This is a genomic window from Streptococcus oralis (assembly GCF_001579175.1).
Taxonomy (GTDB): Bacteria; Bacillota; Bacilli; order Lactobacillales; family Streptococcaceae; genus Streptococcus; species Streptococcus oralis_O.
In genome coordinates this window covers 63,967-83,273 of record NZ_KQ970760.1, presented here as the reverse complement: position 1 = coordinate 83,273, position 19,307 = coordinate 63,967, and the positions used below count along the sequence as shown (strand labels likewise).

At 37.0% G+C, this 19,307-nt stretch carries 15 protein-coding genes and 1 pseudogene; 1 reads left to right on the top strand and 15 read right to left on the bottom strand.

Annotated features, from left to right (window positions below):
* Positions 1–6: 6 nt before the first annotated feature.
* From SORDD24_RS04690 to SORDD24_RS04620, 15 genes and pseudogenes are all read right to left on the bottom strand, one after another.
* Positions 7–1,005: pseudogene (locus tag SORDD24_RS04690) on the bottom strand (acyltransferase).
* 1 nt (position 1,006) lies between these two features.
* On the bottom strand, positions 1,007–2,422 hold the full coding sequence (locus tag SORDD24_RS04685) for a flippase (RefSeq protein ID WP_061408056.1): 1,416 nt from the start codon (positions 2,420–2,422) through the stop codon (positions 1,007–1,009).
* Between the two features lie 154 nt (positions 2,423–2,576).
* Positions 2,577–3,530: a glycosyltransferase family 2 protein gene (locus SORDD24_RS04680; RefSeq protein WP_061408053.1), complete on the bottom strand. Its 954-nt coding sequence runs from the start codon at positions 3,528–3,530 to the stop codon at positions 2,577–2,579.
* 333 nt (positions 3,531–3,863) lie between these two features.
* Positions 3,864–4,946, bottom strand: coding sequence for a glycosyltransferase family 4 protein (locus SORDD24_RS04675; protein ID WP_061408050.1), 1,083 nt, complete (start codon positions 4,944–4,946; stop codon positions 3,864–3,866).
* A gap of 7 nt (positions 4,947–4,953) precedes the next feature.
* Positions 4,954–5,790, bottom strand: a complete 837-nt coding sequence (locus SORDD24_RS04670) for a LicD family protein (protein WP_061408047.1) — start codon at positions 5,788–5,790, stop codon at positions 4,954–4,956.
* An 85-nt stretch (positions 5,791–5,875) separates the two neighbouring features.
* Positions 5,876–7,093, bottom strand: a complete 1,218-nt coding sequence (locus SORDD24_RS04665) for a hypothetical protein (protein WP_061408043.1) — start codon at positions 7,091–7,093, stop codon at positions 5,876–5,878.
* A gap of 19 nt (positions 7,094–7,112) precedes the next feature.
* On the bottom strand, positions 7,113–7,907 hold the full coding sequence (locus SORDD24_RS04660) for a DUF4422 domain-containing protein (RefSeq protein WP_061408040.1): 795 nt from the start codon (positions 7,905–7,907) through the stop codon (positions 7,113–7,115).
* Positions 7,908–8,122: 215 nt separating this feature from the next.
* Positions 8,123–8,716: a sugar transferase gene (locus tag SORDD24_RS04655; protein WP_081103560.1), complete on the bottom strand. Its 594-nt coding sequence runs from the start codon at positions 8,714–8,716 to the stop codon at positions 8,123–8,125.
* A gap of 96 nt (positions 8,717–8,812) precedes the next feature.
* Entirely contained in the window at positions 8,813–9,505 is a 693-nt protein-coding gene (locus tag SORDD24_RS04650; protein WP_061408034.1) for a tyrosine-protein kinase, read from the bottom strand.
* Positions 9,506–9,514: 9 nt separating this feature from the next.
* Positions 9,515–10,207: a capsular polysaccharide biosynthesis protein CpsC gene (cpsC, locus tag SORDD24_RS04645; protein WP_061408032.1), complete on the bottom strand. Its 693-nt coding sequence runs from the start codon at positions 10,205–10,207 to the stop codon at positions 9,515–9,517.
* Positions 10,208–10,215: 8 nt separating this feature from the next.
* Positions 10,216–10,947: a capsular polysaccharide biosynthesis protein Cps4B gene (gene cps4B, locus SORDD24_RS04640; RefSeq protein ID WP_061408029.1), complete on the bottom strand. Its 732-nt coding sequence runs from the start codon at positions 10,945–10,947 to the stop codon at positions 10,216–10,218.
* A gap of 1 nt (position 10,948) precedes the next feature.
* Positions 10,949–12,394, bottom strand: coding sequence for an LCP family glycopolymer transferase CpsA (locus SORDD24_RS04635; protein WP_061408026.1), 1,446 nt, complete (start codon positions 12,392–12,394; stop codon positions 10,949–10,951).
* A 193-nt stretch (positions 12,395–12,587) separates the two neighbouring features.
* The gene (locus SORDD24_RS04630) at positions 12,588–14,546 is read right to left on the bottom strand and encodes a peptide ABC transporter substrate-binding protein (RefSeq protein ID WP_061408023.1); all 1,959 of its coding nucleotides are present in this window, start codon (positions 14,544–14,546) and stop codon (positions 12,588–12,590) included.
* A 155-nt stretch (positions 14,547–14,701) separates the two neighbouring features.
* Positions 14,702–16,669, bottom strand: coding sequence for a peptide ABC transporter substrate-binding protein (locus SORDD24_RS04625; RefSeq protein WP_061408020.1), 1,968 nt, complete (start codon positions 16,667–16,669; stop codon positions 14,702–14,704).
* Positions 16,670–16,837: 168 nt separating this feature from the next.
* Positions 16,838–18,448 (bottom strand): glycoside hydrolase family 13 protein, encoded by a 1,611-nt coding sequence (locus SORDD24_RS04620; protein WP_061408018.1) that lies wholly within the window; start codon positions 18,446–18,448, stop codon positions 16,838–16,840.
* A 152-nt stretch (positions 18,449–18,600) separates the two neighbouring features.
* Between SORDD24_RS04620 and SORDD24_RS04615 the strand changes: the two genes are divergently transcribed.
* On the top strand, positions 18,601–19,307 hold a 707-nt coding region (locus tag SORDD24_RS04615), incomplete at its 3' end, for a DUF1846 domain-containing protein (RefSeq protein ID WP_155720128.1).

The window sequence follows — 19,307 nt, the reverse complement described above, 5'->3', positions numbered from 1 at the left end:
TCCTTTTTATAATTTGACGATTCGATTGAAGTAAGGAATCTTCATTAACATTCCAACGATAATAAAACTAACACTTAAAGTAAATAGAGCAAAAAGTAAATATGCTCCTACAAAATTAAAACCAAATATCCTTTCCCACAATTTCATAATATAAGTGTGTATTATGAAAACTCCCATTGTTTGATTAGAAAGGAAAACAATCCATTCGTTTCGGTTTTCATTCAAGGTAAGCGTGAGGATAGTTAGAAAAATTCCTAGAGTACTGACTTTTACAAATAAAGTATCATAAAAATATTCAGCAAAAAGATTATGGTAAGTATTCTTTGCTAAGAAACACAATATAATTGGTGAAATCAATAACAAAAGTATGCTAACTATTTTCATCCAATTTTTAAATCTATATTTGAGCTTGTCTACATTGAATTGCGCTATATAACCACCTAAAGATAATAGAAAAACCAAGTCCATAATCTAAAAGTTTGCATAACATGAGTTTGTATAGGCATCTGAAGGAAAATATTTGCTAATTCAATTATAAACCCAATTGCCACCAATAAAGATAGAATGTATACATATTTTCTTTTTGAATTTATAACTGTTTTCAAAACAGGCAGACATAAATAAATCAGTATCAAGGCACCGAAAAACCAAAACTGAAAGAAATACCCTTTTTGTAACAGAGAACCTACAATTTTTTTAATTGGATTAACCGCAAAGTCTCTTTTAAAGAGCCAAACGATAATGTTCCATGATGACACTGTTATTAGAATCCATTTGACTTTTTGAAGTATGTAAGGATAAGTTATTTCCCTTTTTCCTAACAATAAATAACCATTGACCATAAAAAAACAAGGGAATGGAGTAGGTACCTAAATAATATAAATATGCCAAAAGATTCCATGATCCTGTCTCTTTAAATCCGCCCATTGTTGTATGGAGTAAAACGACCCCAATACACGCAAGCACTTTTAATAAATCTAGACTGATATTCCGATTTTTTTGCATTCTAGTTTTTCCTAATAATTTGTTTTAATTCTTTTACATCTACCACTTTCAAATATAGAATTGCAAAAAGATAAATGATTCCACCAAGCACTACAAATACTATAACATTTATAGTTGGCGAAAATTGTATAAGTGTTTTTAAACCTAGCAAGATACCATACATGATAGCTGATGCTAGAGCAATTTTAGTCATCGACCCCAAAATATGAACTTCTTTTAAGTATACTCTGGTAAAGTACAATTGAATACACCAAACCAGTGCCTCAGTCAAAACAGATACAATGGCTGCTCCTATATATCCAAGTTTAGGAAGGAATAGTAAGTTCAAACCTACACTGATAATTGCGGGAGCTGTTGTTGAAATCATGAATTCTTTATTTTGATTGTGAGGTATCAGTATCTGAATTCCCATGATATTGGTCCAACCGATAAAGAACATACGGAAGATCATAATGGCAATTGCATAACGTGCATCCTGAAAATCCTGCCCAAGGAAAAAGCTAACAAAATCATCATTGACGATTAAAATTCCTGCCATCATTGGAAAAATCACTAAATTATAAATGAGGAAGGACATTTCATGCATCTTATTGACTGCCTTATGATCACCTGTCGCTAACATATGCGCGACACGAGGCAACATAACGCTTCCCAAGGAAGTTACCAAGGTCAGAAGGATATTTACTAATTTTAAGGCTTGGTCATAAATCCCTACATCTTTTGTAGAAGCTAAGGCTCCAAGCATGGTACGATCCAGCGTAATGTACAAAGAAATAGCTACTTGAGGAAGGAATAATAATATGACCGGCTTTAAATGATGCCTAGCATATTCTATGCTAAAATGAGAACTACCGATAAACTCCCTAGCAGGTAACCACATACTTAGTTGCCCCAAAAGTTCAAATATGGTTAGTAAAAAGACATAGAGATATAGGTCATTTGCAGATTTGACAAAGAGGAAGATTGAAATGACTCCAACGAGTTTAACAGTGATATTTCGAACAGTAATCTTTCGAAAATCTTCTAACCCTTGAAAGAGCCAGGAAATGTCTAAACCTTTTGAAACTAAACTTAAGCCTAGAATGTAGGCTACCGGATTTTGCATAAAGGGAAGGGTCAGACAAAGAAGAGCATATAAGGACAGAGAAAGAACTGTTGCCCCTAACTGTAGAGAGTAGATACCCCAAAAATTTTTATTAATCTCATTACGATGTCCTGAAATGACCTTAGTACCATAGTTAGCAACTCCTAGCGTCGCTAAGAGAATAAAGTAGGTGACAATGGAATTAAAGTATCCATACGTCCCTAAATCATCCGAAGAAAAGACCCGTGTTACATAGGGAGTCGTAATGATTGGGAGTATAATCACTAATAACTGATAAGAAAGATTGTAGGCGTAGTTTTTTAATACTTTCATTTCAAGTCATCCAATTTAGAATTAATCAGTGAAAACAAAAAGTTTGACTGGTCATACTTATAATGGTCAATTATTCTAAAAACTTCTTTCATATTTCCTCTTTCCTACATTTTTTTGACACTTGTTGCAAATTAAATTGGATCTCTGCACGATACTATCGTAGCAACAAATACAATTTAGGGTTAAACATAAAAATAAGGTATTTTAGTTTTAGTTTCCATGATAATTTATTATTTTTTAACAAATCACCCATTTCGACTCTCAACAACTCTTTATCTTTTGAAAAATCTTTTAATCCTGAGTCAGCTTTTGCACCAATTACTACAAAACCACCTAATAATTTTTTAGCTTGTAAAGCTTGCTTTAATTCTGGACTCTGAATGTACTCTCTTTTAATAACTTCCTCGTTTTTTGCAACAGCTTCAAAGAAATCATATCTTTTTTCAGTAAATGTTGAACGAACTATACTCCCTTCCCTACGATAGTAATTGTAGGTTTCAAGTGGACTGATCACGATCCTTTCAGCTAAAGCAAGATGTTCTGCTACAACATAAAAATCCTCATAGATTTTCCCGACTGGAAATGGAACGCGTTCCAAGATACATTTCCGATAAAGCTTAGCACAAGCAGAAACCGTTGCAACTTTGTCATCCAACATTAGTTCCAGAGCCTTTTCTTTTGTAATCGGAGCCAAATCTTTATAGTCTGAGTCTTGCAATCGATAAGAAGTATAAGCATTATATTTTGAAGTAGCTTTTACCTTTGTTGAAATCAAGTCTGCTTGATGTGTTTCCTGAATTTTCACGATTAACTCTAGAGTATATTCTTCAAGATAATCATCCGGATCTAAAAAGAAAATCCAATCTGAGTTGGCTTTTGCCACTCCAAAGTTACGTGCATCAGATAATCCACCATTTTCTTTGTGGAAAACATGGATATTTTCATATTGCTTTGCATAATCTTCGCATAATATAGGAGAATTATCTGTGGAACCATCATTTACAAGGATTATCTCAAAGTTTTGATAGGTCTGTTTAATTAAGCTTTCTATCGCAAAATGCAGATAGTCTGCAACATTATAAACAGGAACAACGATGCTGATAAACATCTTAAACGCCCCTCTCTTTTTCTTTCTTTTCAGAGTATTTCTTCAAAATCGGATTAAAAATTATTCCCAAAGCAAAGTTAGTCCTATAATTTAAGTAAGACAATCCGTCAATTTTTTCGTAGGAACGTATTTATATGAGCTTTGCTCAATTTTACCTTATAGCTCCTTTAACGACCTTTCCGAATTATTGACCATCCATGACAACCAGTACTTCAAATTTATTTTTATAATTCGGATGCACTTATTGAAAAGACTCCAGTCCTTTTGAAATGTTGTCCTGAATATTATAACTAGGCATTACAATTGATAACAAGCAATCCTTCATCTTATCTCTTAAATCGTCTCAATTAGTTCAATCCACTGCTTGAGAATTTTTTCCTTATCGAATTTATCCATATTATCCTTGGCATGATTGGAGAAGGAACTTCGCAAGTTCGAATCTTCCATCAGCTCAAGCAATTTTTGGCTCAACTTGTCCGTATCATAACACTCAACCAGATAGCCATTAACTCCATCTTCAACAATTTCGTTCGGTCCTGTCGGACAACTAAAGCTAACTATAGGAAGATTGTATTGTTGTGCTTCCAGTAGAACTAGAGGTAGACCTTCATAGCGAGATGTTAAGACATAAATCCCTTTATCTCCATAAATCAAATCCTGATTTTTTTCAAGCCCTTTGATGACTAGCTTATCCTGTAAATCATTTTCGTTGATTAAATTTCTGATTTTGTCCACTTCATCTTGACTTCCGGAACCGTAGATTTCCCAAATCCAGTCAGACCTTTTCGCTAACACTTTTTTCGCGACTTGAACAAGATAATCATATCCTTTTTGATAATCGAAACGGCCCACAGTCACAATTTTAGTTGATTTTTTATTATAGGATACATCTGAAAGAGCAGCCTCTTTCCAATTATAAATGTAGCAAATTCTTTCCTCAGAAACACCGTATTTTTTTATATAATTTTCACGGTCTTCTTGAGTAAGGGTCACGAGTTTATCAGCAAATTTCGCTCCAATATACCTTTGTATCTTCTTAACTTTAGTATCAATATCTACTATAGAATTTGTATGGTCGCAGGAAACAAATTTTGCTTTCAAACCAATTGTGCTTGCTACACAAACTGTATTCATACTCATTCCGATTCCAAAAACAATATCAATGTTCTCTTCTTTCAGATAGTTTCTCAACAACTTGACCGCTTCGAGAAAATTTTTACTCATAGATATTTTCTTTGATGATAAATTTTGATATCGAACCGATTGTTTCAGCGAGAAGAAATTATTTTCTGTAGAAATCATCGAGAGGAGATGAACTTCATACATAGTTGATAATTCATTTGCAAGGCTGGTTGCTACTTTCAGGCCTCCATCTGTTCTATCGATACTCCATTTCACTAAAGCGATTTTTTTCATCTTTAAACTACACTTCCCCTTCATTTTCACCCAGTGATATAATCTCGTAGTGGTGAAGAGCCCTTTTATCTTCTGGTGGCAATTGCATATAATCCGCTCCGTAAATGGCTGTTAGATATTCTTTGTATTTGCAAGGACAACAAAGTTTAAGATCTTCAAACTGTAATAGGACTGGTTCTCCAAAGTAATCACTCGGTACTATCTCTTTTAATTTGTAAGCTCCCGTAAAATTTCCTGCGTAAGCTTCATCAAACGAATATTTTTTTATCGTTTGTAAATATTTTTTCTGAGCCCATGTAAAGGAAATAATCTTCTCAATATTAACAGCATTCGCAAAAGCAATAATTATCTTTTCAATGAATGGCCGATTTTCTTTTTTCTGATTCACCAAACTATTGAATTGCGAGAGTTGAACCATCATCCTTGCATTCAAGTATCTCAAAGAATGAATTTTTTTCTTTAAAACATTAGAGGGCATACCATCCAACGGAAAAATGTCTATCCACAAACTCTCTACCAATTCTTCTTTACTATAATTCATGATGATTTTTGTAGAATCATCTCGGATCACAGAGAAAGCTTTTTTGTAATTTAATGTATCTTCGCTTAAAAACTTGTAGTTTTCTGGCAAGACATTTGAAGCTATTTTTTTGAACTTTTCATAATCTTCCCTGGGCATTCCAATATCAATGTCATCATCCCAAGGAATAAAACCTTGATGACGTACCGCTCCTAACAAGGTCCCACCTAGAGCATAGTAGGTTAGGTTATTTTCTTCGCAAATATTAATAAACTCTTTCAAAATAGATAAAATCTTATCTTGAATGATTTTGATATCCGACATACTTTCCTCCTATATAAATCGAAATAAAACCGTCTTTCCAGTCTATGCTCTCTTAAGTTCTTGTTAAATACTTCTTACCATTTCACTATACAATTTTTTCAGACGAACGTCCCCCTAGATCTTCATCGCTTTCATCAGAAAACTGATAATCCGAGTTTATTAAAACACCTACCAATATCCAAAAAATATTGTTATGAAGATACAAATTCAAATCATCAACCATAGAGTGAAAACTCATTAATATCAAAATCAGAGCAAGAATCCACTGGCGTTTCTTAATGACTTTAAGTAGTGTCAAAGATAGAACTGAGACCATTAATCCCAGGATGAGTAGGCCAAATCTCTGTAAAATTTGGACGTACAAATTGTCCACATACAGATAGGTCTGATAGTTTCTAACACCGTCAACAGTCAGACCATTCCCATTCCAGTAAACTGGTCGTCCAAAAAATCCAAAACCATAGAGATTTAAAGATTTATTAGCCAAGTATATCCGACCACCTAACATATGATTCACTTTAAAAAGAAGATCATTGATAAAAGAATGACTTGAATTGAGATAGGTAACGGAGACCCAAAAACTAATAACTGCATTTACAATAAAGGTTGGTTTAAAAGCTTTAAACACATATCCTAACTTTGAAAATAGTTTCGGAAACCATTTTATTAACAAACTGCATGTCAGCAATACACAGGAACTATAAAATGTTAAACGAGAATCCGTTTGATCATATACCCAATAAACAGAAAGAGCCAAAAGTAACCATTGCCAGTATTGGATTTTGTTTTGCTTTAAATAAAACACAATAGCAACTATATTCATCAGTAAAATCGAAGGAAATAGTGCATATCTAAAACCTAGATAGGTCCGCACTCGAGGACCAGAAATTTCTATATAGTTCGTTATGATTCCTAATCTTGCGCTTATGATAACAAAAAACAACAAGCACATACTAACGACTAATGAAGTTTTCGCCACCTTCTTAAAGGGAATATCTCGTAAAGTATAAATAAATAATATACTTAAAGGAAGTTCTGAACTGAGAGATGTCATTTTCCCCACTATAAAATAAATTAAAATCGTTGCAAACAAACCAATGAGAGCTCTATAATCATATTTTCTCTTAAACGACTCTTTTATAACCAAAAGAAAGAGGGAAAAAGCTATCGCTAATTTATAAACTGTTCCAGGCAGATACCGAGCATAAAAAGTTACATTTAATATCGAAACCGTTAAAAATATCCCTAAAGCAATAAGAGCCAAAAGTTCTGGTACAGATTTTATTTTTAGTACTAATTTCATTCTTATTATTCTTCCCTATCTAAAAACTCTGTCCATATTTTTTTCCAAAGAATTTTGCTTGTAAAAAGGACTTCCCTTTTTGAATCAAATCAATTTTTTCCATATAAATGAACGGAATCTCTTTTACCCGCAAATCTTGTTTTGCCAACCAAACATTGAACAAGCGTTCACTGATACGACCAAATAATCTAGCGTCAAAAGCAGAATAGTCTGTAATGTCCAATCTTCTATAGAGTTCATCGATAATTAGGAACAACCATTCACAATAGGCTGCTACATTTTCTTTGGACATGATAAACATATTGAACATATAGCCACTGCGTTGTTTCATGACCTGATCAAAAGCATCGATATAATCCGGTCTCAACTCGCTAATAATCTGACGTGTCACGTCTAAATGATTGGCATCGTGAGTATGTGCATAGTGAGAGTATAGCGTTTCAATATAATATTTCCGTTTTTTAGGAACGACAACATCGTATTTTGACAGCAAGTTTTTAACTTCTGACTTTGAAAGAATAATATCATCCATACTAATTGCTTCTCTATATGAGTGTCGTGTTGATGTGAAATATCTACGGTAATGTACCAATCCAAGATAATCACATTCTAAATTTTTCCAAGCCCAATATAATCCTGTTAATTCACAATAATAAGGATTAAGGTGAGAAATATGGACTCCTTGATTATCTGGTTGATAACCTAAATCTTCCTTACCCTCACTACCAACTTGGATAGGGATATACAAGTCCTTATCCTCTGGCATTTGAAATTGTTTATGTGTTGCAACTATGATTCTATACGTTTTAGACATTTCTATATCCTAATTCAATTCCCTTCATCCATAACTAGCTCAACTACCTTTTAATCAAAATTGTAATCATTCTCTATTGAAAAAATATCCAGCCAAAATAGATTTTCACTAAAACTATCCTGACCCAAAAAGATAAAATTGAATACCAAAGATATCCTTTTTGTATTCAATTTTATCTTTATATATTCCACTTCATACTGACTCAGCTTGAATTCTCAATGAGCTCCGTCACCGGATAACACTCTTCTAATAGTCAAAAAGAAAATTTTGATGTCTAGCCATAAAGACTGATTTCTAGGATAATACAATTCCATCTCACAACGTTCAGGATAATATACTTGACTCCTACCTGAAACTTGCCATATCCCCGTAATTCCAGGACGAACAGACAATAAAACTTCCTGCTCTTCCTTAGAATATTCATCTAGTTCATTTTCAAGAATTGGCCTTGGCCCAATAAGACTCATATCACCTAGTACCAAATTTATAAACTGAGGAACTTCATCAATACTTGTTCTTCTTATAAAATCTCCAATATTTGTAAGCCGTGGATCCTCGTTTGGTGGCAATTTATAGCTATTGTTTTTATATTTTTCATAAAGTTCCTTATTCGAAATCAGAATTTCTTCTGCGTTTTCGACCATTGATCTAAACTTAATGATTTTAAATTTTTTCCCTCTGAGACCTGCTCTATATTGTGTAAAAAATATACTCCCTTTATAACCTTTAATCTTGTAGATTGAAAAGATGATTAGAGAACAGGGTAAAACAATAAGTATTGTTCCACACAAGCCGATAATTACATCCATAAATCTTTTAAAACAAAAATAGATGATATTATTTTGTTTCACCTAAACTCCCCCTTGTAATAACATCCTCAGAAAATTTTTAAACTACAAGAGCCCCTATTTTCTCCCATAATTTCCGTAAGAGCCATAGGCACCGTAGGAACCATATTTTTCAACAGATGTATTCAATTTATTGAGCACAATTCCTAAGAATGGTTTGCTTGTTTGTTCGAGCTGCCCTTTCGCCTTTTGAACATCTCTTCTATTAGCTTCACCTACTGCCGTTACCAAAACAGAAGCGTCACATTTTTGGGTGACGATAGCTGCATCGATGACAACTCCGATCGGGGCTGTATCCACAATGATGTAATCAAAGTACTTACGCAAGGTATCAAGCATGGTTGCAAAATTTTCACTTTGTAGCAAGGCTGTTGGGTTGGGCGATATAGAACCCGCTTGAATAACAAACAAGTTTTCTACATTGGTGTCACATAGCCCTTGTGATAGGTCTGTCGTCCCAGATAAGAACTCTGTTAGTCCAGTAATCTTCTCGCGTGATTTAAAAACACCTGACATGACAGAATTACGAATATCGGCATCGATTAACAGCGTCTTATAGCCCGCACGCGCAAAGGCCCAAGCAATATTTGTAGAAGTAGTTGACTTCCCTTCACCCGGTTTCACAGACGTGATCGAAATAACTTTCAAATTATTCCCACTCAACTGTATATTGGTACGAAGCGCATTGTAATACTCTTCAGCTTTTCTTGCCAAATCTAATTTTTTTTGTACAATCTCTAATGTTGGCATTTTTCTCTCCTATTTCAATTTATCCAAATTTGGAACTACTCCCAATAGCGCAATTTGCATCACATCTTCGATATCTTCTGGACGTTTCACTCGTGTATCTAAGAGTTCAACTAGGAGAACCGTAACAACCATTACAACCGCTCCAGCAAGAAATCCAACCATGGTATTGCGACGGATATTTGGAGACGATGGGGATGTTGCAGGACGCGCTTCTTCAAGCGTTGTCACATCTGAAACTCGCGTGACACTGATGATTTTTTGAGCAGCAACCTCTCTCAAAGAGTTAGCGATACGGCTCGCTTCCTCAGGTGCACGATCAGTAACAGAGATAGAAACAATACGCGTATCCACTGGAACTGTTACCTTGATTTTACTAGCTAGACCTTTTGGAGGGAGATCTAGTTTCAAATCAGTCGCAACTTTTTCTAAAACGTCTTGCGAGAGAATGATTTCACGATAGTCTTTTACCAAGTAAGATCCCGCTTGCAAGTCTTGGTTGGTCAAACCAGGCTTATCTCCCTGATTACGGTTGACCACATAAATGCGGGTCGTACTGGTAAACTCTGGTTTCACAATAAAACTACTGTAAGCAAATGCTACTGCCCCTGTCAGAAATGCTACCAAGACAATCAGCAATTTTCGTTTCCATAGAATTTTTAACAAGTGGAATACATCAATTTCCATAACATTCTTTTCTTTCATTTTTTCTCCTAAATTAGTTGATCCATTATGATTTTTCTTGGGTTCTCTTTAAAGAGTTCCTTGGCCTTGTTTTTACCGTATTTTTTGGCAATGATATCATAGGCTTCTTCCATATGAGGCGGTCTATGATCCAAGTTGTGCATATCACTAGCGATTACATGAACGAGGTCACGCTCTAAAAAATACTGAGCTCTCTTTTTCATGAATTTATAAGTTTCTCCGAAGAGTTTAGGTTTCAAAACATGAGAACTATTGACTTGAGTATAACATCCCATGTCAATCAGCTCTTGCACGCGCTTTTCATTGTTTTCTAAAGCATCATAGCGTTCAATGTGGGCAATGACTGGCGTAATACCCAGCATTAGAATATCACTCAATCCCTTATGCATGTCTCGATAGGGTGTATTCATGCTAAATTCAATCAAAGCATAGCGACTATCGTTGAGCGTGGGGATTAATTTCTTTTCCAACTTCTCAACGACATCCGGAGTATAGTAGATTTCAGCCCCATAGGCAATGATTAGGTCATCAGCAACTTCCTTAGCCATTTCTCGTACCTTGAGAAAGTTGGTTGCGATCTTTTCTTCAGGAGTTTCAAACATTCCTTTTCGTCTATGCGATGTTGAAACGATTGTTCGCACTCCTTGACTATAGGCCTCTCTTAGAAGGTTTTTACTTTCCTCTATCGACTTCGGACCATCGTCTACATCAAAAACAATGTGCGAATGAATATCGATCATTCTACTTCCCCTCCATCACATCATTGATAGCAGCTTTCGCAGCAGCCAAACTACTATCGTCGATTTCCATCATATAGAGGTTGCTATCTGGCATGGCGTAAGAAGGAAGATCCATACGACCAATTCCCTTCAAGTCTTGAGAGTTGACTTTGTAATTTCCTCCACTCTCTAACTGAGTATTGACTAGATCCATCATGGTTTCCAAAGGCATATTGGTTTGAAGAGAATCTTGCAATCCTTTAATGATATTGTCATAGTTCTTCAAAGCCTCAGTTGATGTTAATTTCTGAATAACAGCTACAATAACCTTTTGTTGGTTGCGTCCACGGTCACGATCTCCATCTGCAAGAGAGTAGCGCTCACGAACAAATCCCAGAGCCTGCTCAGAATCTAAGTGGACATTTCCAACTGGGAAATGGAACTTCCCGTGTAAAGATGTGAAATCTTGGTCATTATAAACATCTACGCCACCTAAAAGGTCAATCAACTTCAAGAACGAAGTGAAGTTCAAACGGACGTAGTAATTGATATCCACACCATATAGGTTTTCTAGGGTATGAATCGACGAGTCTACTCCATAAATCCCTGCATGGGTCAATTTGTCCTTTTGATTGTTTCCTCCATCTGCGATTGGTACATAGGAATCACGAGGAGTTGTAGTGAGAAGGATTTTTTTGGTATCACGGTTCACCGTCATCAAAATATTTACATCTGAACGCGAAACTGAGCTGATTGGACCGTAGGTATCAATACCACTCACATAAATATTGAAAGCTTTATTCTTCGATACCTTAGGTGCAGCAACTTCTTTAATCAAATTTTTAGTGTAAATCTTCTTGATTTTAGAAGCATAGTCAGGATACTCTGCTTCAATAATATTTTCAAAGACACTATTTAAGACGATTGCTTTCGTTTCACCAGAAAGCAGACTCTTATAAGCTGCTAGGTAAGAAGTCGCATTCTCAACCGTCAAGTCCTTACTTTGGCTGGTCTTAATATCTGCTAACAACTTTTGAATATTGTCATTGTCTGTCTCTGTTGGCCCCGTAACCGTATCCAGTTGGGTCACATTATTGATCTCACTATCTTTCAAAACGACCACACTAATCGAATACTCTGAGTAATTTGACGTCGAATTGATATGATTGGTAAAACCGACAAACTGTTGCAAAGCATAGAGAGAAAATGAACTAACTAAGATGGCAAGCGTCAAAAAGAAGACCGTAAACTTCTCAGCTTTTTTATAAACAATAAGCAGTAGTCCTACTAAAGCAGCTAATAAAACGAAAACTGCAGAAATAATATTCAGGTATCTAAAAGCTAAAATGTTGTGTCTAAAAATCAAGAACAGCAAAAAACCACCCAACAATAGATAAATGGTTAATAAGACTATGTTAATATTTCGTTTCATGTTGCCAGACCGAGTTCTCTTTGAACGTCTATTCATGTTAATCCCCCATACGTTAATAATTAGGTTTATTATATCACAATTATGAAAGAAATTCCAATTATTCCCACCATTCTCAGCGTTTTCATTCACTTCTATATGCTTTATTTACTTTAAAAGTATACTAACTTCATTTCTCGATGACAAATTAAAAAGACAAGGGCATTTTATCTTGCCAGCTTGTCTTTCATTTTTATTTAACGTGGTTTAAAAATTCTTTTTGACTCTTTTCAATAGCCTTTTTACTTTCTTCTTCCCACTTAGCCTTAGCTTCATCAAATTGTTTCTTGGTAACAGGATCTTTTTGCAGTCTCATGTACTTGTAGTTATTTCCATCACCTTTGATTCCCACTAGAGAGTAGGCACGTGTAAAGGGAGTTACTTTGGTCACAGAGGCTGTACCACCATTTGACATAGCAGACATAACTAGAGAATTATCAATCATCCAAGCTTGAGCTTCAGCGTATTTTTCATAACGCTTAGCGACATCTTGATTCTCAGCGTCTGCTTCTTTTAAAAGTTTCGTATAGGTATCAAGTCCTAGACTCTTGATGAGTTCTTGGTCTTCCTTAGCATCTAGACCGAAAATTTTGAGATAAAAACCATCTTCGGCGTTAAATGGATCCAGATAAGTTGACGGGTCTTGGTAATCACCAACCCAGCCATCAAAGTTCAAATCGTAATCACGAGCTGCTGGATTTGGTGCTAGGAAAGCGACATTCCCAAAGTCATCCGTTGAAAGTTGCTGAACATCAATGACGACATTATCAGAACCTAGTACTGTTTCAAGTGTCTGTTTAAGCGAATTCATACCAGAAACCGCATTTTTATTGGTTTGATCAACTGGGATGTCCAAATGAATCGGGAAGGTCACCCCTTGGGCTTCCAATTCCTTTTTAGCTTCCGCAAATTTTGCTTGGGCCTTTTCCTTGTTAAAATAACCGTCTTGGGCATCTGCTAAGTTGATTCCTGACCATTCTGTTCCATACTGAACAAGTTTAGAAGAAACCACTTCTCCAAAACTCTTGTCTCCTACCTGCACAAATGTTGGGGGAACAAGGGTATTACGAAGGGTATTACTTGCTGCTTCTTGCCCGTTAGATTGAGCAGAATAGGCTGTCCGATCGATGGCAAAGTTGATAGCTTGACGGAAATTTTTATTTAAGATAGCTGTTTGAGCTGATTTCTTTTGTTCATCCGTTGTTTTAGCGGTATGATTATAGGTTTTGCGGTTGACGTTAAAGTTAAAGTACCAAGATGTCTTGTCTTGCAAGCTATTAACGATATTGTCTTGGTATTTTTCTTTTGTCTTGGCATAGCTCGAGCTATTTGGATAGACTCCCGCAAGCGTATAGGCGCCACTTTCAAAGTTTCGAATGGTCATCTCCTGATCTGACCCATCAAAGTAAGCTAACTTAACTTTCTCAATGGTCACCTTGTCATGATCATAGTAGTTAGGATTCTTCACATACTCGATTGAAGATTTTGATGTGAAATCTTTTAACAAGTAAGGTCCATTGTAAAGGATGCTGTTTGGCGTTAAGGTTCCAAATTCTTTATCTTTTGATTTCAAAAACTCTTCGTTAACCGGGAAAAGGATACTATTGGTGGTCTTTGAGTTCCAATAGGGCTCTGGTCGAGTCAAAGTGTACTCAACCGTATAGTCATCCAAGGCTTTGACACCAACTGTTGTGAAGTCATTGGTCGCACCTGTCACATAGTCATTCAATCCCTTGATAGAGTTTTGGATGAGATCCATGGCTTGACCCTTGTTGTCCGCAGCATACTTAATCCCTGTGACAAAGTCTTGGGCTTTGACTGGAGCGTACTCTTCTCCATCAGCAGTGTACCACTTGGCATCTTTTCTGAGTTTATAGGTATAGGTTAAACCATCCGCCGAAACTGACCAATTTTCAGCTAGAGCTGGCGTTAGATTCCCATAGCTATCATTTTCTAACAAACCATCCACAAGATTGGTAATCACTGAAGTGTTATCTGCATAATAGTCTAAAAGATAGTTAAATGTCGTCGGATTTGCACTAAATGTTGATGAGAAAGTGCTTGTATCAGTATTTGACTGTCCACAAGCTGTCAGTAAAATTCCTGTAGCTAGGACAAGACCAGTTCCGATGAGTCTTTTTTTCATGTTCATCCTCTACTCCTTTATGTCACTTTTTATAACATAGCCATATTTTATCAAATTTATCTTAAATTGTAAAGTTTCTGACTCTTTTATAGATGAATGATGAACCTAGTCAAATAAAAAGAAAGGAAGCGCAAGCAATATGCACCTTCCTTTCTTATAGATTATTTAACGTGTTTTTCTAGCTCTTTTTGGTATTTGGCATTTGTTTCAATCTTTTCTTTCTGCCATTTCTTGAGAGCTTCTTCGTATTCTTTTGTAGTCACGACATCATTTTGCAATTCCAAACCTTTGAACACAAATGGATCTCCCTTGATTCCGACTTGAGAGTATGCTTTTGTGAATGGTACAGTACGGCTAACAGTTGGAGAACCACCTGAAGAAGCAACTGGGATCAAGAGCGAACTATCCGATACCCAGGCTTGCGCTTTAGCGTATTTTTCGTAACGCTTATTGAGGTCGCTTGTTTCAGCTGCGGCATCATCCAAGAGTTTCTTGTATTCGTCTAGACCTACTTGAGCCATCACTTCTGGATCTTTTCCACGAGTGATACCCAAGTGTTTAAGGGCAGAACCCTTCTTAGCATCAAGAATGTTTAGGTAGGTAGCTGGGTCTTGATAGTCTGGTCCCCAACCAGTTCCATTCAAGTCGTAGTCTTTTTGTGCTGGAACCTTAGCTTGAGAAGTAATGCTCATTTTCTCATTATCGGTCATTTGAAGGACATCGACAATGACATTCTCCGTACCCAGTGTTGATTCGATAGACTGCTTGAGTGAGTTGGTTTGTTGAACGGCAATGACATCGGTCTGTTCAACTGGAACATCCAAACGAATTGGGAAGGTCACACCCTTAGCCTGCAATTCTGCCTTAGCCTTTGCAAAGGCTACCTTGGCTTTTTCAGGACTGTAAAGCGTATCCTTACCATCAGTAAGGGCTACATCTTTCCATTGGTCTCCATAAGAAACCAGCTCTGCTTGTGCCAACTCTCCAAATGTCTTTTCACCTACTTGAACGTAGTCATGAGGTACTAGACTGTTACGGATAATTTTATCCGCACCTTCTTCACCATTCAACTGAGCCGTGTAAGAATGACGGTCAAGGGCAAAGTTCAAGGCTTGACGGAAGTTCTTGTTGAGAAGAGCTTCTTTTGTTGATGTTTTTTGAGCCTCGTCTGTTTTGGCTGTTTTATCGTAAGACTGGCGATTTACGTTAACAGTGAGATAGTAGCTTGTCGCTTCTTGGGGACTATAGACAATCTTATCTCCGTACTCTTTCTTAGTTGACTCAAAGTTTGAGCTTGTTGGGAAGAGACGAGCTGTTGTATAGGCACCTTGTGTAAAGCTTCGAATCAAGGATTCTTGGTCGGAACCATCATAGAAGGTTAGTTTAATGTTGTCAATCTTAACATTGTCCTTATCCCAGTAGTTTGGATTCTTTTCATACTCAATGACTGATTTTGAAGTCAATGATTTCAAGAAATAAGGACCGTTATAAAGGATACTTGATGGGGTTGGCGCACCGTAGTCGCTCCCTTTGGAATTCAAGAATTCTTCATTAACTGGAAGCATAGTAGCAGTTGTAACCTTAGAATTCCAGAAACTTTCTGGTTTGTTAAGCGTGTATTCTACCGTGTAATCATCAACAGCCTTAACTCCTACAGTAGAGAAATCATTGCTTTCTCCACTGATATACTCTGCCAAACCTTTGATAGAATCTTGAAGGAGAGAGAGGCCATCTGATTTACCATCAGCCGCGTGTTTCAGACCAGTAACAAAGTCCTTGGCCTTGACTTCAGCATACTCTTCTCCTTCAGATGTATACCATTTTACACCCTTACGAAGTTTGTAGGTATAAGTCAAACCATCTTTAGAAACGGACCAGTCTTCTGCAAGTGATGGAATTAAGTTTCCATACTTATCATTTTCCAAAAGGCCATCGACAACGTTGGCTATAACGTCAGAAGTTGAACTCTTGCTCGTCACGCTGTAGTCCAAAGATGATGGATCCATAGCGTAGACATATGAAAATGTCTTGGGAGCATCAGCCTTTTTTTCACCTTGCCCACAAGCTGTTAACAGAAGGGCTGCACTCAAAACAGCACCTGCTCCTAAGAGCCACTTTTTCGATCTCATAAGTAATCTCCTTTAAGATAGTATTTTCACCATTATACCCTATTTTTTTATAAAAGCAAGGGCTTTCGCATAATTTTTTAGAAAATTCTAACAAATATTTTTTAAAGATTTTTCAATACAATTTTTAGTAAAAAACCTCAAGCTTCAAAAGCTTGAGGTTTGTTCATTTTAGTCAGTCAGTTCCACAGAGAAAGCATCCCATGGAGCCAAGACCTGTTTTTCAACTGCTTTTTTAGCAGTAGTGTTTTCAATCAAGACAGATTTAACTTTTCCTTCTACTGAAAAGTTTTGTTTTTCATTGGACAAGTTAGCCACAACTAGGAAGCGACGGTCTCCATCCTTACGGATATAAGCAAAGACCTTATCAGCTGTATCAAGCAATTCAAAATCAGCTCGAATCAGCCAGTTGTTCTCCTTACGGATTTGAACCAGTTTTTGGTAGGTATAAAAAATAGAATCTGGATTTGCTAGTGCTTCTTGAACGTTGATTTCTTCGTAGTTTGGATTAACTGCCAACCAAGGTTGACCAGTTGAGAAACCAGCATTTTTGCTTTCATCCCATTGCATCGGGGTACGGGCATTATCACGTCCGATGACACGGATACTGTCCATAATGTCCTCTAGTTGAACACCTTTTTCAAGAGCCTCACGCGCATAGTTGAGGGATTCAATATCTTCTACTTGGTCCAGTGTTTCAAAAGGATAGTTGGTCATCCCAATCTCCTCACCTTGGTAGATATAAGGAGTCCCTCTCATGAGATGAAGCAAGATAGCAAAGGCTTTGGCAGATTTTTCACGGTATTCTTGGTCATTTCCCCAGATTGAGACGATGCGAGGAAGGTCATGGTTGTTCCAGAAGAGGGAATTCCAGCCGTCTTCAACTCCTAACTCAGTCTGCCATTTGTTAAAAATCTCTTTTAACTTCCCTACATTTAACTCTTTTTGGTAATGCCACTTAGGTTGCCCTTCCTGATACTGAAGACAGATGTGCTCAAACTGGAAGACCATAGACAATTCTTGACCCTTTGGATCAGAGTAGAGTTTGGCAATTTCTGGTGTCGCCCCCCAAGTTTCTCCTACTGTCAAGAGATTCTTATCTCCAAAGGTCGCCTGATTCATTTCCTTGAGATAAGGATGGAGCATAGGACCGTTATTAACTACCTTCTCATCAGGAATCTTACCAATCATATCAATGACATCCATACGGAAACCACCAATACCTTTATCAATCCAGAAGTTCATCATCTCGTAAATTTTCTGGCGTAGTTTTTCATTCTCCCAGTTGAGATCAGGCTGCTTCTTGCTGAAAAAGTGAAGATAGTATTGACCCGACTTTTCATCGTATTCCCAAGCAGACCCACTAAAGATAGACTCCAAATAATTGGGCTCATCTCGCCAGATATAGTAGTCACGTTCAGGGCTGTCAGGATTTTCACAGGCCTCGACAAACCAAGCATGCTCATCTGATGTATGATTGACCACCAAGTCCATGATAATTCGAATATCGCGCTTCTTGGCTTCTGCGATGAGTTGGTCCATGTCCTCCATAGTCCCGAAAATAGCTGCAATCGCTTGATAATCAGCAATATCATAACCATTATCATCCATAGGACTGTCATAAACGGGAGAAAGCCAAATTGCTGTAATCCCTAGCTTAGCTAGATAGTCTAACTTACTCGTAATTCCTGGCAAATCACCAATCCCATCTCCGTTGCTATCCATAAAGCTCTTAGGATAGACTTGATAAACTACGGCATTGTGCCACCATTTTTCTTGCATCTGTTTACCTCATTATTTTAATAATCTATAGTCTATGATAGCGCTTTTTAAAACTTAGTGCAAGCGTTTGCCTAATCTTTTTGATTTCTTTTTTAGCTCCGTAGTTTCCTAACTCCCAATTTTTTTATATAATAGAGGTCAGAGGTAAAAAAATGAAAAAACAAGCTTTTAGTTCTGAACAATATTTGAATCTACAGCGCGACCACATTTTGGAGCGCATTAACCAATTTGACGGCAAGCTCTACTTGGAGTTTGGTGGCAAAATGTTAGAAGATTTCCACGCTGCTCGAGTCCTTCCTGGTTATGAGCCTGACAATAAAATCAAGCTCTTGCAAGAATTGAAAGAGCAAGTTGAGGTTGTGATTGCCATTAACGCTAGCAATATCGAGCATTCCAAAGCGCGTGGCGACCTAGGCATTTCTTATGACCAAGAAGTTCTTCGCTTGATTGATAAATTCAATGAGCTGGGGATCTTTGTCGGCTCTGTTGTCATCACACAATACGCTGGACAACCCGCTGCAGATGCCTTCCGCAATCAGTTAGATAAAAACGGAATTGATTCCTATCTTCATTATCCGATCAAAGGATACCCGACTGATATGGACCACATCATTTCTCCAGAAGGCATGGGAAAAAACGACTACATCAAAACCAGTCGCAACTTGATTGTCGTAACCGCTCCTGGACCTGGTTCTGGAAAATTGGCAACTTGTATGTCCAATATGTACCATGACCAACTCAATGGCATCAAGTCTGGTTACGCTAAGTTTGAAACCTTCCCAGTCTGGAACCTGCCCCTTCATCATCCGGTCAACTTGGCCTATGAGGCTGCCACAGCAGACCTTGATGATGTCAATAT

Coding starts and splice junctions, on each gene's coding strand:
- SORDD24_RS04685 (WP_061408056.1), bottom strand. CDS start 2,422: ATGAAAGTATTAAAAAACTACGCCTACAATCTTTCTTATCAGTTATTA.
- SORDD24_RS04620 (WP_061408018.1), bottom strand. CDS start 18,448: ATGCAAGAAAAATGGTGGCACAATGCCGTAGTTTATCAAGTCTATCCT.
- SORDD24_RS04680 (WP_061408053.1), bottom strand. CDS start 3,530: ATGTTTATCAGCATCGTTGTTCCTGTTTATAATGTTGCAGACTATCTG.
- SORDD24_RS04635 (WP_061408026.1), bottom strand. CDS start 12,394: ATGAATAGACGTTCAAAGAGAACTCGGTCTGGCAACATGAAACGAAAT.
- SORDD24_RS04670 (WP_061408047.1), bottom strand. CDS start 5,790: ATGTCGGATATCAAAATCATTCAAGATAAGATTTTATCTATTTTGAAA.
- SORDD24_RS04675 (WP_061408050.1), bottom strand. CDS start 4,946: ATGAAAAAAATCGCTTTAGTGAAATGGAGTATCGATAGAACAGATGGA.
- cps4B (WP_061408029.1), bottom strand. CDS start 10,947: ATGATCGATATTCATTCGCACATTGTTTTTGATGTAGACGATGGTCCG.
- SORDD24_RS04655 (WP_081103560.1), bottom strand. CDS start 8,716: ATGGATGTAATTATCGGCTTGTGTGGAACAATACTTATTGTTTTACCC.
- SORDD24_RS04650 (WP_061408034.1), bottom strand. CDS start 9,505: ATGCCAACATTAGAGATTGTACAAAAAAAATTAGATTTGGCAAGAAAA.
- SORDD24_RS04665 (WP_061408043.1), bottom strand. CDS start 7,093: ATGAAATTAGTACTAAAAATAAAATCTGTACCAGAACTTTTGGCTCTT.
- SORDD24_RS04630 (WP_061408023.1), bottom strand. CDS start 14,546: ATGAACATGAAAAAAAGACTCATCGGAACTGGTCTTGTCCTAGCTACA.
- SORDD24_RS04625 (WP_061408020.1), bottom strand. CDS start 16,669: ATGAGATCGAAAAAGTGGCTCTTAGGAGCAGGTGCTGTTTTGAGTGCA.
- SORDD24_RS04660 (WP_061408040.1), bottom strand. CDS start 7,907: ATGTCTAAAACGTATAGAATCATAGTTGCAACACATAAACAATTTCAA.
- cpsC (WP_061408032.1), bottom strand. CDS start 10,207: ATGAAAGAAAAGAATGTTATGGAAATTGATGTATTCCACTTGTTAAAA.